Below are 12,862 nucleotides of genomic sequence, written 5' to 3' on the forward strand. Positions count from 1 at the left end.
CATAAGACGCCAGTATATTTATGCTTGTGGCGTCTCATGGCGCCTCATTTCTCGCTTGAACAACGCGATCGGTGTTCTAGACATGTCCGCCTCCCCTCGGCAGCTTCGCCTTGAACTCTGCGAGCCGCTCCTCGCGCGAAAGCCCGAGATATTCCCCCGTGAAGGTCCCTACGAAGTTATCGCCACGGATCGGCGGGTCCGACAGACGAGACACCTTGATCACCTCCAAGGGGACCGTCGTCATCGGTTGTGATGGGCTGTCGATGAGTACGGTATTTTCGCCGCTCACTCCGAGGTGGCTCCTGGCCGTGGGCACCTGGAGGCCCCGGTAGCCCACGTCGGCGCGGAAGATGCCGTTCACGATAGCGCGAGAGGCCGTGTAGTCGTGGGGATCCAGCACCCAGTCCCAAAGCGCGCCGTTCCGAGGATGATGTTGCAAGTAGCGTCGCACGTCCTGATCTTGAGCGATCCGGGACGCAAGCGCTCTGATGTCGACCAGGTCTATCCTCTGCAAGAGGCGGAGTTCAAATATTAATTTTCCTTTGAAAGCCTTTTGATCGAGGCCCGGCGCATCGCTGATCGATGGGTCGTCCTTTCGAGCGCCGTGGTGCCAGACCTCGGCGCGCACTGCGTTCCACGGGCCCATATAAAATCCGGCGTTTCCAGGCCGTCCGTCGTAGCTCCGCCCGCTCCAGCGGTTGTCGTCCGTGGTCTTGGCATTGGCCGGGAGCGTCAGGACGCTATGCGGTCCCCCGTACCAAGGTCCCGGAGTCACGGCGCGCTCGTAGCGTGTCCCGGCAAGAGTAAGCTGGAGAGGCAGCGCGCCTTGCCGGGCAAGCTCGAAAGACGCGTTGCTCAGAGAGATATAGAGGTCCGGATCTAAGATCCTGCCTCCTAGATAGGTCGTACGCCTCATGGTGCTGCTCCACCGACAAGGTTATCAATGGTGGTGGCTCGGGTACCGCAGAACAGTGGCCCAGAGATCCCGCGTTGCGTCGTTCCATGCTCGCCGCCCGCTTTGAGCCGGGCATGGAGATTCGTCATGGATGTCCTCGGCCCGATTTCTTTCTTCGTAGAAAGTGAAGTCCCCTGTAGGCGCCAATTCTGCACTCTTGCAGAGGTGCAGCTCAGCTCGCAGGCCGTTGAGCGAGCCGCCTCGGCCGCGATTGGATGCCTGGCCTCGAACTTGCGCCGGTCTCTACGTTGTCCGGCGAAGACGGGGGTGTGATTCACGTGCTATAACCGTCGGCTGGCGAGAGGCGCACGCCGGTGATCTGGGCGCGCTCTATCGCCTCTTTCACTCCCTGGTCGACGATGACTATAAATGGGAGTTCGTGGAGCCGGAACATGCGCAGATCGCCAATGCGGTTATAGTCCAGGACCATCTCGTAAATCTCCAGGATGGCGTCGGGGATTCCGGGAGCTGGCTCGACGACGGAGTTCTCTCGATCCAGACAGGCGACCCGCCCAACGATGTTGGCGACGTAGTAGTTGTCGAGGGCGGCGCCGGTCACCGTGTTAAGGATCCGCGCGTCGTGATAGTCGATGTTGTCCACGCCCGCCGCCTCGAGAGTGTGCCGGAAGCGGGACGAAACGACCATGCCGGCGAGCGCCGTGGGCACGTAGTCAGGGATCGAACCCTGGTGATCGGCGCCTTGCCGGAGCTCGACGACTGGGAGCCGCTCGTCGATCCTGGCGCCGGCGTTGAATCGGAGCGCCGGGTGACCGGGGATCTCGGGTCGAGGCAGCATGGGGATGCACGACCTGTCGTGCGAGCGGAAGGAGAGTACGTAGTGCATCGGCTCTCACCTGTCCTGTTCTAGGTAGCGTGTGCGCCGGTCGTTGTACTGCTGGACCGAGCGTATGAAGACCTCGAGCGAGTTGTTGTGGAGCGGCAGGAAGTCTGCTCCTCGCGCGTACTTCCTGATTGCCAGGAGCTTCCGCCGGGCGTGGGCCGACAGCGCCATGAGGGAACGCGTCAGATTCTCGCTGAACTCCGCCGACTCCTTGCCGCCGCAAGCCGTCTCATACAGCTCTTCGATGTGTGCGAGCCGCTCCTCGATCAACATTGTGTAATCCGGTGCATGACTGCCGCTATGGAGCTGGAGCTCATGGATGGCCACGTCTGTGTCGTACGACGGCAGACACATTCCGTTCGAAGTGTCGTTGATGTCCCAGCCGGCGAGAACTGCGTTGTCCTTGAGCGTGGAAGTGCCGTTCATCTGATCGATCGGGATCAGGTGATGCGCGTCGAGCGCGTACATGAGGCCGTCGCTGCGGTACTCGACGCGGACCGTGATCTTGCCGCCATTGTCGAGGTAGATCGGCTTGCTCGGGACGCCGTAGCCGCCGTCGTGCCAGGGGTGCAACTTCGCGTCGAGCAGCGCCGTGCGGAGGGCGTTCCCGCTCCGCTCGACGTTGCCACCCTTCGGGTAGGTGATCTTCGACGTGTGCAGCCCCGCGCACTTCGACCATTCACAACGCTGGGTCTCGGCGTTGTTCGGAGTGCTGACGTCCGGTGTGGTCATGCCATCGAGTAGATGCGGCATTTGGCATTGCTCCGAGCTTAGCCCATCATGTTCTTCTTGTTGTGAAACAGCGGGTCACCCATGCGGCAGACGTTTTTGCCCTCAAACTTGACGTCAAAGGAGTACATCATGAACTCGCACTCGCTCCGGTTGACGCCGCTCGCGACGCCGCCGGCGCTGCCGGGCTCATCTCCGCTCGATTTCGTGTACTTCGCCCCCTTGACCATCGGCATCTTGCCGTCGCACTTCACCTTCTGAGGCCCGTCCGACGTATCCGACGCCTGGCCGATGTTAGGGTAGGGGATCGGGACGGGCCCCGCGGGCGGCACTGGCGTCTTGCAGACGTCAGGGAAAACGATGTTCATCCCGCCGCTGCCTTTGTGCACCACGCCCCGCATGTTCGCGAACACGCTCGACGACATCCCTCTACCTCCTCGCCACGACTTCTTGTCCGATAGGTCTCTACGCGCCGCTCACGAGCGCCGCGCCTCGCGTCGCCAGGTCCGAAGAGCACCATACCAGACATGGGCCCTTCCTGTACCCGTCGTGGATCGCCATTCCGGCGAGGGCGACCAGCATCGCCCCGAGCGCCGCCCCGGTGTCGCCGAGGCAGTCCGCCGGGTGCTCGATGGTGAAATCCGCCAGGATCCGCTTCTTCTGTCGCGTGTAGGCGACGCCCCACTCCTTGGCCGGAAAGCTCTCGCCGTTCAGACCCGCATAGATCGTGGGGATGAGCGCGGCAGGAGCCGACCGGGAGAAGAGGCGCTTGAACGCTGCGTCCAGGCCATCGCCCAGGTACGCGGTGTCCTTTGCATAGCGGTGCCCCGGCTCCTCGGCCGTAGCCGCCGCATCGATGCGGGCCAGCGCCGGCGCCCCGCGCTGCGCCCCGGCTCCAGCCCGCGCGAGCCAGAGGAACGCCGCACCCTCGCCCGGGGTGAATCCGTCGTGCACGCCATAGGCTCGCAGCCGGTCCTCTTGATCGAGGGCGCCGAGCCACTGCAGGTCCAGGCAGCTGTCCACACCGCCGACGAGCACCTCATCGTAACGCCGCGACGCCAGCCCGGCGAGCGCCTCCTCCAGCGCCGCAAGCGCGGCCGCGCGGCCAGCCGCGAAGACACGGCTCTGCTCGATATCCAGGGGGCACCCGGCCTGCTGGGAGAGGTGCTTCAGAAAGCGCGGGCCGGCGGGCGCCGGGATCCCGCTCGGGATGCCCTCGGGCACTCCCAGGAGGAGTGGCATGCCGGCCCTGGGCCCGCGCGCCTCGCCGAGGCAGCCATGTAGCGCGAGGCCGGCGAGCCGCAGCATCCGCCGCTGCCGTGCCGTCATCGTGGGGACGGTCTCGGCGAGCACTGGCGCGAGGGGCGGCAGATCGGGCGTTGCCACGAGGGCCATCACAAGCGGGGTACGCCGGCGATCCAGGACCGAGCTCTCCTGGAACCGATCGATCCCCGCCCGGACCGCCGCGTTCGTCACCTCGGCGCTCAGGCCGACAGAGCTCACCATGCCGATCCGCAGGATGTCCGCGCCCCGCGCCGCCATCACGACCTCCGTCCGCTCAGCTCGATCCGCTTCGCGTCGATCTCTACCAGCTTCACCTTGAGCGCTCGCTTGTCGCAGCCCACCGCGCCCAGCCACACGATCCCGAGCCGCCCCTCGCAAGGCTCGAGCGCCACCGTCTGGAGCCGCATGGGCGGCCGCTCCACGTCGCGATCGATCGTGACCTTCACGTCGAGCTCGCAGAGCGGTAGCCGCAAGTCCCAGGGATCTGGCGAGGCGTTCTGCACCTTGACCAATTCGCCGCCGCGCAGGTGGCTCGGGCAGACGAGGCCCGGCGAGGCCGCGTTGAAGAAGCGCGCGTCGAAGTCCTTCGGCAGGTACGGTGCCCGCGTCTCCTGCCACGCCTCGTCGTAGGTTCCTGCATACCGCTTGCGGGGCTCCCACGAGGGCGCGACGAAGCCGAAGCCCGCGGGCGGCGGGCGGTCGCGCGTGCCCGAGATGAGGTGCGCCGGGTCCTCCAGGTTGGGCAGCCGCCGCACGGCCTTCTCGGGCGGCCCGCTCCGCAAGCCGAAGCCGATGCCTACCGGGTTGCGCTGATCGATCTCCAGCGGACCCTTCTCGGGATCGTGCTTCAGCACGCCGCCGAAGGCGCGCTCGTAGACGAGCGGTAACCGCTCGAACGGGACCGGCGGAGAGATGCGAAGATCGAGCGGGCCGCGCCATTCCCGATCGCCGAAGACGCGGATCACCTTGGCGACCGGACCGACGGCGAGCGACACATCGACCGAAGGCGCCGGGCGCCCGCGCGGCGCCCACGCCTCGCCGAGCAGCACCACGTCGGTCGCCGGCCTGCCGAGGTGGAGATCCGCGGCGTGCTTCAGGCTGGTCTGCCCGGGCTCGCCCCAGTACTCGTCCGCGAGCTTCAGCGGCTCCTGCACCTCGGCGATGCGCAGCGCCCCGCCGCGGAGCGCGAAGGTCGCTCGGACCGCGACGTAGAGCGTGTCCACCCCGCGAGCGTCCGGGAAGAGCGCGATGTTCGCCTTGAGAGGTGTGGTGTTCTTGAGCTGAAGCACCGAGGTAACGTCCTTCTACCCGTCTCCCCTCGCAGCATCTTCCGCGACTTCCTCGGCGTCCTGCTCTTCTCGGCGCCGTGCGCGCGGGTCGCCCGGCGCGTGCAAATAAGGGTTTGCGTTGTGAATTCTCCAGAATCGCCGCATCGACCGAGCGTCGGTGGCCTCCACGTGGAAGGCCACAGGCCGGAGCTGCTGTCCCACGTACTGCACGGTGATGCGCATCTGGCCGGGTCGATCGCCAATGAACGCAGCGACCTCCCCCTCCATTTTGTACCAAGGGCCGCCGCTCATGTTGATGAGCCCATGCATTGCCACAAGGTTGGCGCGGCGGTTCGGGCCGCCAAATCTTCGCGCGATGAGGTGACCCCGGTGGTCGAAGGCGGTGCGCTCGGGGACTCCGCGAGGACCTCTGTAGGATTCAGCCAGGTTCCGGATCGTGCCCTCGATAGAGAGCGTTCTGGCCTGTCTCGGCCCAAGACGCTCAACTTGGGCCCGGAACACATGGTTCCCATCGATTCCATGGAGCCGAATCCATCGAACGTGTCCGCTCATGAATCCCCCACTGCAGCGCGCGCTGCTGCCGCTCCGCGTGCCTGGGAGTCCACACCGTTGACGTCGCACGCTTGCGCCAGCGCAGCCCCCCGCAGCCGCTTCTCGATCGGCTCCCGCCTCCTCGCCCCCCCGCCGAGGCACGCCGTCGTCCCGAGGCGCGCCCCGTGCCGCTTCCCGAGGCGCGCAGCCGGCGCCTCCTCGGCGCGCAGCCGCAGGAGCACCGTGAAGCTCAGCACCTCGCCCGCATAGAACCGCGTCAGCGCGCACAGCGGCTCGAGCAGGTCCCCTCCAGGCAAGCAACGCACATAATCCCGGAGCGACAGCGGCCCCACGACGAGCTCGAACCCCGCCTCCTGGTCCCACGCTCGCCGCCCCAGGATCGCCCCTCGCCCGAGCCCCCGGTTGCGCCCCGAGGGCCCGATCGCGGTCCGATCGCTCTCCTCGATGGGGTGGTACGCCCCCGTCAGCGGCGCCGCCTCGATCGGCACCCGCAGGTGGTGCCGCAGCAGCGCCGTGAGGCCCCCCATCGGCCGCAGCTCCCGCGCCACCAGCGCCGCCGGCTCCAGCAGCGCGCGGTCGCTCACCGGTAACCTCCCGCGCAGCGACGGCAACCCGAGGCCGATCAACGCATAGAGGTACCGCGCGGCGTCGTCCTGCTCTGGAGACGCCACGCCGAGCCCGATCCGGTGCCGCTTGCGGATGCGGTAGACCAGCGAGAGCAGGCGGTGGTTGAAGATGTCCAGGAAATCGCGCAACGCGAAGTCGCGCCGCGCCGCGCGCTGGTACACGAGCTCCGCGAACGGCGGCGGCAGCGGCCCGAGCGCGCCCGCGAGGCTCATGAAGCTCGCGGTCAGCACCGGCGGCTCCCCCTCGCGCGCGGGGCGCTCGATCCCGGCCACGTCCGTCTCGGGGAACGCGAGGTCGATCGCGCCGCGCAGCCGCACGGCCTCGGCCGCGGGCTCGGAGCTCTCGCCCACGCTCCGGCAGCCCTCCGCCCGCGCCTCGAGCAGCGCCACGGCCTGGAAGAAGTCGAAGCGGCGGCTCTCGGCGAAGAGCCAGTCCTCTAGAGGAGCGCCTTCGCGCCTGCCATCGGTTGCCATCGCTTCCAGACCTCCGCGCGTCCCGTGCTCCTCAGCACGAGCTCCGTGAACGAGTTGATGTGCGCGTGCAGCGAGAGATACCGGCTCAGCACCTCTGCGAACAAGAGCGGGCTCGAGCCGACGAACTGCTCCTCGTCGAGCGTCAGCGTCACCTCGGTCCCGCGGCAGAACCCGCGCCACGCGTCCGCGCCGAGCCGCCGCGTCACGGTGCGCGCCGACACGCCGACGATGCCCTGGATCTGGCGCTCCGCCTCGGGGATCGACGCGAAGAGATAGACGCGCAGGATCTCCTTCAGCGCGTCCATGCCGCCTGGCCCCGAGATCGAGAGGTGATTCTGCGATAAGTTCGAGACGAGCCGCCAGAGCGCCTGTCCGCCGAGCGGAGGATCGCGCTGCGGGGTCGGCTTGGTGAGGCAGGTGATTCGGCCCATGGCGGCCCCACGCTCGAGGGACAGCGACACGCCGGCAGACAGCTCCTCGGGGAGGTCGCGGTTGGTGCACAGCACCGAGGCGTACACGACCCGGGATGGGGGCCGCCGAGGCGAGAGGTCGAGATCGACGAACGACAGCGTCACGTCCGTGCCGGGCACGTCCTCACGCGACGTCGCGACGCGGCGGGCCTGCCAGAACGCCCGCGGGCCCGCGCCCTCGGCGTGGTGCGTGAAGGAGAAGAACGGCGCGTACTCCACCTGCTCCGCCTCGCCCGGCGCCGTCGCCGTGACCTTGTGAATCGAGTGGATCTCGGTCGTGCGCTCGCGGCGCGCGTCCGCGACCAGGCGATACTCCGGAAAGCGGTGATCGACCCGGATCGGCTCTGTCGTGCGGGAGAACAGGTTGATGATCGGCGCGCAGCCGAGCCGGAAGGTGTCGGCCCGCACCACGAGGCTCGCGGGCGGGCGCTGGTCGAGCAGGAACAGCAGGCTGCACGCCGTGCCCTCGGGGAGGTGCGTGAGCTCGACGTCGAAGAAGAGAAACTTCTCGGGAAAGGCGAAGTACTCCTGGACCAGCCGGTGCCCGGCGGACGCGTGCACGGGGTAGGGGAGCGCCTCCTCGTCGGGCCCGAAGCCGACCGGGTGGAGCCGCGCCTCGGCGAGATCCCGGCCGCCGCCCTCGCCGGCGCAGAGGACGCGCAGCGTGTGGCCGAAGAGAAGCTCGTACAGGCGATAGCCGCTCAGGCCGCCGCCGCTCAGGAAGAAGCGCAGCCGCCGCACCCCGAGCGCGCGCAGCGGAGGGCCGCCGCTCCGCAGCCGGATGCGGAGCGCCGCCATCACGCCGCCGGAGCCCGGCGGCAAATCCAGCGCCTCGGGCGCGCCGAAGCCGGCGGCCTCGATCTCGATCGGCCAGAGCGTGACCGGAGCGCACGTCCGGAAACGGCAGGTCGGGCCCCCGTGCGCCTCGGCGAAGAGCGGCGTGCCCCGCTCGATCACGTGGCCCGAGGTGAGCTTGCTGTCCCTGGGGCTCACCTCGAACGCCGCGATCGCCATCGACGGGATGGGCGAGAGCAGCGGCGGATAGAGGACGCCGAGCAGCGACGTGGTGAGCTCGGGGAGATCGCTGTCGAGGCGGCGCTGGAGGCGCGCCGTCAGGAACGCGAACGACTCGAGGAGGCGCTCGACGTGCGGGTCCGCGGAGTGGCGCCCCTCCAGGCCGAGGCGCGCGGCGATCTTGGGGTACGCCGCGGCGAACTCGGCGCCGCGCTCTCGCAGGTAGGCGAGCTCGCGGGCGTAGAGATCGAGCAGCTCCGCGTCGTGGTCGGTCGTCGTCACCCGACCTCCGGCAGCGGCAGGGTGAAGCTGAGCGGCTCGCGGACCCGCTCGGTGGCGAGCAGCGCGCGGACGGCGACGCGGTACCGCGCGTCGCCGTCCGCGGGAGGGAGCAGCTCGACCTCGACCCGCGCGAGGCGGGGCTCGTACGCCTCGATCGTCTGCTGGACGAGCCGCGCGACGCGGAACCGGTCTTCCTTGACGACGTCGCGGCCGCCGAGCTCCAGGTCGGGCAGGCCGTAGTCGATCACGGTGCGCTGGCGCGAGAGGGCCACGTCCCCGGGGACGGGGCACCGCGTGCCGAGCAGCCGCTCGAGCTCGCGGTGCACCGAGGCGCGCAGCGCGTCGAGGTCATGGCTGCGCTTCGGCCGCGCCTCGCTCCGCTGCGACGGGGTGTCGTCGACCAGCCGATCGAAGAGGGGCACGCGCCCCGCATCCGCTGCTCCCCAGCTCTCTTCCATCCCGCGCTCCTGTCCGCGAGGCCGGCGCGGCGGCGCGCGGCAGGCCCCGCGCGATCACTTGCCCTTGTTCTCTTCGAGGCTGAACGACGCCGAGCTCTTCCCCTTGGCCCCGCCCGGCGACTCCTGCTTCTGCTGCGCGTAGTCCCAGGAGATCTTCTTGTAGCTGAAGGTGATGGTCTCGATCGGCTGATCCGAGCCGCCCGTCACCGAGACGGAGGTGATGATGCAGCTCTCGAAGGTGTACATCATGTACTTGTGCGGCTTGCCGGCCGCGTCGGCCTTCCAGAGGTGCACCTTCATCGATTTGATGTCCTCGCCGCCGCAGCACTTGAGGTCAAGCGTCGGCGTGGCGAGATCGAGGTACTTGGTGACCGTGAAGTCGTTGTGAACGCAGCGGCCGCTCGCGCGGCTCGTGTTCGAGGGCCCGGCCGTGAGCGGCATGGACACGCCGTGACTGAAGGACAGGAGCTCGATCATGTCCTTGCCCTGATCCGACGTGCTCTCTCCCTTGATGCCATCGATTTCCCAGAAGACGTTCTGCATGGTTCATCCCTCCTCTATCCACGATTGCGCAGCCCGCGCGCGGTCGGGCCCCTCTGCGAGGCGCCGCCGCGAGCGCGGCCATCTTCTACATACGAGGTTACGCGATCACGCGGCGCGCGCTGTTCCTCGTCATCCCACCGGCGGCGGCAGCTCCGCGACGAGCCGCATCGATACCGTGAGCTCGTTCAGCTGGAAGTGCGGTTTGAGGAACACCACCGCGCGGTACGCGCCGGGCTTGCCGGGGACCTCGGAGACGTCGACGCGCGCCTCGCGCAGCGGCAGCCGCGCCTTGGTCTCCTGGCCGGCGCTGTCGTTGAGGAGCACGTAGTCGGCGATCCAGTTGTTGAGGTAGTTGGAGACGCCTTCCTGCGAGCTGAAGCTCCCGATCTTGTCGCGCATGAGCACCTTGACGTAGTGCGCGAACCGGGACGCCGCGAGGATGTAGGGGAGCTGCGCGCTCAGCCGGGCGTTCGCGTTCGCCTGCGGCAGGTTGTACGCCTTCGGCTTGTTCGTGGTGCTGCCGCCGAAGAAGGCCGCCTGCGCGCTCCCCTTCTTGTAGCAGAGCCCGATGAAGCCGAGCTCCGACAGCTCGTTCTCGCGTCGGTCGGTGATGGCGACCTCGGTCGGGATCTTGGCGACGATATCCCCCTCGCTCGTCTTGAAGGTGTGCAGCGGGAGGTTCTCGACGAGGCCGCCGCCCTCGACGCCGCGGATCGCAGCGCACCAGCCGTAGAGCGCGAAGGCGTTGGTGATCCGCTGCGTGAGCGCGTACGCCGCGTTCCCCCAGAGGAAGTTCCCATCACCCTCGCCCACCTGCTCCTCGTAATTGAACCCCTCGACCGGGACGCCCTTCGGCCCGTACGGCAGGCGCATGAGGACGTGCGGTAGGACCAGCCCGACATAACGCGAGTCCTCCGTCTCGCGGAACTCGCGCCACTTGATGAGCTGCGTGCTCTCGAAGACCTTCGCGAGGTCGCCGGGCACGCCGATCTGGGTGAAGCTCGGCATGTCGAAGAGCTCGGGCGACGCCGCCGCGATGAACGGCGCGTGCGCCGCGGCCGCCACCTTGGAGAGCTCCGTGAGGAGGGAGACGTCGGGGTTCGTGCCGTCGAACTCGTAGTCGCCGACGAGCATGCCGTACGGCGCGCCCCCGAAGGTGCCGTACTCCTCCTCGTAGACCTTCTTGAAGACCGCGCTCCGGTCGAAGTCCGCCGCGGCCTCGAAGTCCTTGCGCAGCTCGTCCTTCTTCACGTTGAGCACGCGCAGCTTCAGCCGCGTCGAGGTCTCGGTGTTCATGACGAGGTAGTTCAGCCCCCGCCAGCGCGCCTCCACCTTCTGGAACTCCTTGTGGTGCAGGATGGCGTCGAGCTGCGCGCTGATGCGCGCGTCGATCTCGGCGATGCGCGCCTCGATGGCCGCCACCGTGTCGCTCCCGACCTTCACCTTCTCATCGAGGACCTGGTTCACGAACTCATCGATGAGATCGCGCGCGTGCTTTCGTTGCGGCTCCGCCGCGCCGCGGACCATCCCCTGCGCGAGGATCTGGTCGATAAGGCTCATCTCCTCGGCCGGCGCTGCCGCCGCCGAGCCGACCGCTTGGGTGCTCTCTTCCGCCATGGCTCTCTCCCTTCCCGTCCTAAGATCTCGGCTCAGCCGTCCCGGCCCTTCTCGAGCTCCTGCTTGAGCGTCTCGAGCTTCTTCGTGTCCTCGACGACCCGCTTGAGCATCCCGCTCAGATCGTCGTTGCCCTCGAGCTTCGCGAGCAGATCGTTCAGCCGCTCCCGCGCGCGGAGCAGCGCGCGCAGCGGCTCGACCTGCTCCACGAGCTGCTCGGGCCGGAAGTCATCCATGCTCTTGAAGGAGAGGCTGACCTTCAGCTTGCCGCCCTCGTCCGTGAGCTTGTTGTCGACGAGGCACGTGGCCTCGGGCGCCACCGCGGCGAGCACCTCATTGAAGTTGTCGCGATCGATCTCCACGAACTTGCGGTCCTTGAGCTTCGGCCGCGGCGCCTCGGAGGTACCCGACAGGTCCGTCATGATGCCGACGACGAACGGGATCTCCTTCTTCTCGATCGCGCCGCCGGTCTCGACGTCGTAGGTGATCTGCACCCGAGGCGGGCGGTTCCTGCTCAGCCATTGTTGCTTGCTCTCTGCCATGGTCGTTCCTTTCTCCCGCGGCCTCGGTCGAGCGTGCATCTCGCGCGGACGCTCTCCCCGGGGCCAATCCACCCTCGCGCGGCCGGGCCGGGGACCGATCGGCGGATCGGGCCGGCGCCGGCGGTTTCATGGGATCATCCGGCGTCGCCCTCCTCCCGCCCGCGCATGCCGAGCAGTCGGTAGATCGCGACGAGGTCGTCGGCGCTCGACACGAACTCGCCGAGCAGCTCCGCGAGCGACATGTTCCCCCAGGAGATCGCGCGCTTCACGAGGTACGGGACGGGGCTGTGCGGCTCCGTGCGAAGGAGGTAGTCGGCTGCCTCGTTGAGCCGGCGATACGCCTCCACCCGGCTCTGGATCGCCGCGGCCGGACCCCGCGCGGGCGCCGGGTCCTCCGCGCCCTGCGCGGGGGGCTCTCCGGCGGCGGGCGCCGGCGCGTCATTGGCGGGCTCGCCGAGAGCGGACGCCGTCGCGGCGCCGAGCAGGCGCAGCGCGCCGCGGGTCCGGTGGAGGACCGGGGGGCGGTCCATCCTCGCCGCGAGGCTCCGCTCCAGCGACTCGGCCGCGGACAGGGCGGCGCGCGCGTCGCGCTGGAGCGCTGTCCATCGCGAGCGATCGACGAGGGAGAGCCGCGCCGCGAGGGGCTCGGCCGAACGCGCGCCCTCGGCCGGGCCGCCGCCGTCCACCCGGCCGCTCTCCCAGTCGGCGAGCGTGCAGGGGGGGCGGTCGTCGCTGCCTTCGAGCAGGGGCAGCATCCGGAGCCGCCGCGCGAGCGCCTCGTCCAGCCAACCGACGAGGTCGCCGCGCGCCTCGAGGCCGTCGTCGTCGAGCGCCGGGAACATCGCGTCCCAGTAGCGATCGCAGAGCCCCGCGATCAGCCGGAGCCCCGGCGCCGCCGCGCCGATCCCGCCGATCTGCGCCCACGCGTCCGTGAGCCAGACGGCGATCTGCAGGTCCTTGGAGCGCCGCGCGAGCGCCTCGGCGCAGAGCTCGGCCACGAGCTTCCAGTCCGCCGTCTTGAGGCGCGTCGCCCACACGCCCTGCGGCAGCGTCGGATCGTCCTCGCGCCGGGCCTCGCGGACGCGATCGTAGGTGCCCTCGTAGCGCAGCGGCGCCCCGGCGGGCGCGGCCTGCGAGATGGGCGCGAGGAGGCGCTCGATGTCGATTGCGATGGTGCCTTCTGCCATGC

General features: G+C 68.7%; 14 protein-coding genes. All 14 read right to left on the reverse strand.

Going from position 1 to position 12,862, the window contains the following annotated elements:
* Positions 1–76: 76 nt before the first annotated feature.
* Positions 77–916: a hypothetical protein gene (locus WME79_RS50180; RefSeq protein WP_437530546.1), complete on the reverse strand. Its 840-nt coding sequence runs from the start codon at positions 914–916 to the stop codon at positions 77–79.
* Positions 917–1,229: 313 nt separating this feature from the next.
* Positions 1,230–1,799, reverse strand: a complete 570-nt coding sequence (locus tag WME79_RS50185) for an imm11 family protein (RefSeq protein WP_437530548.1) — start codon at positions 1,797–1,799, stop codon at positions 1,230–1,232.
* A 6-nt stretch (positions 1,800–1,805) separates the two neighbouring features.
* On the reverse strand, positions 1,806–2,528 hold the full coding sequence (locus tag WME79_RS50190; RefSeq protein ID WP_437530551.1) for an AHH domain-containing protein: 723 nt from the start codon (positions 2,526–2,528) through the stop codon (positions 1,806–1,808).
* A gap of 38 nt (positions 2,529–2,566) precedes the next feature.
* Complete coding sequence (locus tag WME79_RS50195) at positions 2,567–2,950, reverse strand: DUF4150 domain-containing protein (protein WP_437530553.1); 384 nt, start codon at positions 2,948–2,950, stop codon at positions 2,567–2,569.
* Between the two features lie 40 nt (positions 2,951–2,990).
* Positions 2,991–4,067, reverse strand: coding sequence for a beta-ketoacyl synthase N-terminal-like domain-containing protein (locus WME79_RS50200; RefSeq protein ID WP_437530556.1), 1,077 nt, complete (start codon positions 4,065–4,067; stop codon positions 2,991–2,993).
* A complete protein-coding gene (locus WME79_RS50205; protein WP_437530559.1) occupies positions 4,067–5,098 on the reverse strand; it encodes a DUF2169 family type VI secretion system accessory protein in 1,032 nt (343 codons plus the stop codon). The genes WME79_RS50200 and WME79_RS50205 overlap by 1 nt, the downstream gene beginning before the upstream one ends.
* A gap of 15 nt (positions 5,099–5,113) precedes the next feature.
* Entirely contained in the window at positions 5,114–5,650 is a 537-nt protein-coding gene (locus tag WME79_RS50210) for a DNA/RNA non-specific endonuclease (protein ID WP_437530562.1), read from the reverse strand.
* Entirely contained in the window at positions 5,647–6,750 is a 1,104-nt protein-coding gene (gene tssG / locus WME79_RS50215; RefSeq protein WP_437530565.1) for a type VI secretion system baseplate subunit TssG, read from the reverse strand. The genes WME79_RS50210 and tssG overlap by 4 nt, the downstream gene beginning before the upstream one ends.
* Positions 6,714–8,516 (reverse strand): type VI secretion system baseplate subunit TssF, encoded by a 1,803-nt coding sequence (tssF, locus tag WME79_RS50220; RefSeq protein ID WP_437530567.1) that lies wholly within the window; start codon positions 8,514–8,516, stop codon positions 6,714–6,716. Before tssF ends, tssG begins: the two co-directional genes overlap by 37 nt.
* Positions 8,513–8,974, reverse strand: a complete 462-nt coding sequence (gene tssE / locus WME79_RS50225) for a type VI secretion system baseplate subunit TssE (RefSeq protein WP_437530570.1) — start codon at positions 8,972–8,974, stop codon at positions 8,513–8,515. The genes tssF and tssE overlap by 4 nt, the downstream gene beginning before the upstream one ends.
* A gap of 54 nt (positions 8,975–9,028) precedes the next feature.
* Positions 9,029–9,517, reverse strand: a complete 489-nt coding sequence (locus WME79_RS50230; RefSeq protein ID WP_437530573.1) for an Hcp family type VI secretion system effector — start codon at positions 9,515–9,517, stop codon at positions 9,029–9,031.
* Positions 9,518–9,646: 129 nt separating this feature from the next.
* Complete coding sequence (gene tssC / locus WME79_RS50235) at positions 9,647–11,134, reverse strand: type VI secretion system contractile sheath large subunit (protein ID WP_437530576.1); 1,488 nt, start codon at positions 11,132–11,134, stop codon at positions 9,647–9,649.
* A 32-nt stretch (positions 11,135–11,166) separates the two neighbouring features.
* Positions 11,167–11,673 (reverse strand): type VI secretion system contractile sheath small subunit, encoded by a 507-nt coding sequence (tssB, locus tag WME79_RS50240; RefSeq protein WP_437530579.1) that lies wholly within the window; start codon positions 11,671–11,673, stop codon positions 11,167–11,169.
* A gap of 134 nt (positions 11,674–11,807) precedes the next feature.
* Positions 11,808–12,860 carry a type VI secretion system protein TssA gene (tssA, locus tag WME79_RS50245; protein ID WP_437530582.1) on the reverse strand — a complete coding sequence of 351 codons (1,053 nt, stop codon included), beginning with the start codon at positions 12,858–12,860 and terminating at the stop codon, positions 11,808–11,810.
* Between the last annotated feature and the right edge of the window lie 2 nt (positions 12,861–12,862).

Source organism: Sorangium sp. So ce726 (assembly GCF_051521405.1).
Lineage (GTDB): Bacteria > Myxococcota_A > Polyangia > Polyangiales > Polyangiaceae > Sorangium.

Bases quoted from the DNA above. Each gene is read 5' to 3' on its own strand.
- WME79_RS50180 (WP_437530546.1), bottom strand. From the start codon at position 916: ATGAGGCGTACGACCTATCTAGGAGGCAGGATCTTAGATCCGGACCTC.
- WME79_RS50185 (WP_437530548.1), bottom strand. From the start codon at position 1,799: ATGCACTACGTACTCTCCTTCCGCTCGCACGACAGGTCGTGCATCCCC.
- WME79_RS50190 (WP_437530551.1), bottom strand. From the start codon at position 2,528: ATGACCACACCGGACGTCAGCACTCCGAACAACGCCGAGACCCAGCGT.
- WME79_RS50195 (WP_437530553.1), bottom strand. From the start codon at position 2,950: ATGTCGTCGAGCGTGTTCGCGAACATGCGGGGCGTGGTGCACAAAGGC.
- WME79_RS50200 (WP_437530556.1), bottom strand. From the start codon at position 4,067: ATGGCGGCGCGGGGCGCGGACATCCTGCGGATCGGCATGGTGAGCTCT.
- WME79_RS50210 (WP_437530562.1), bottom strand. From the start codon at position 5,650: ATGAGCGGACACGTTCGATGGATTCGGCTCCATGGAATCGATGGGAAC.
- tssG (WP_437530565.1), bottom strand. From the start codon at position 6,750: ATGGCAACCGATGGCAGGCGCGAAGGCGCTCCTCTAGAGGACTGGCTC.
- tssE (WP_437530570.1), bottom strand. From the start codon at position 8,974: ATGGAAGAGAGCTGGGGAGCAGCGGATGCGGGGCGCGTGCCCCTCTTC.
- WME79_RS50230 (WP_437530573.1), bottom strand. From the start codon at position 9,517: ATGCAGAACGTCTTCTGGGAAATCGATGGCATCAAGGGAGAGAGCACG.
- tssC (WP_437530576.1), bottom strand. From the start codon at position 11,134: ATGGCGGAAGAGAGCACCCAAGCGGTCGGCTCGGCGGCGGCAGCGCCG.
- tssB (WP_437530579.1), bottom strand. From the start codon at position 11,673: ATGGCAGAGAGCAAGCAACAATGGCTGAGCAGGAACCGCCCGCCTCGG.
- tssA (WP_437530582.1), bottom strand. From the start codon at position 12,860: ATGGCAGAAGGCACCATCGCAATCGACATCGAGCGCCTCCTCGCGCCC.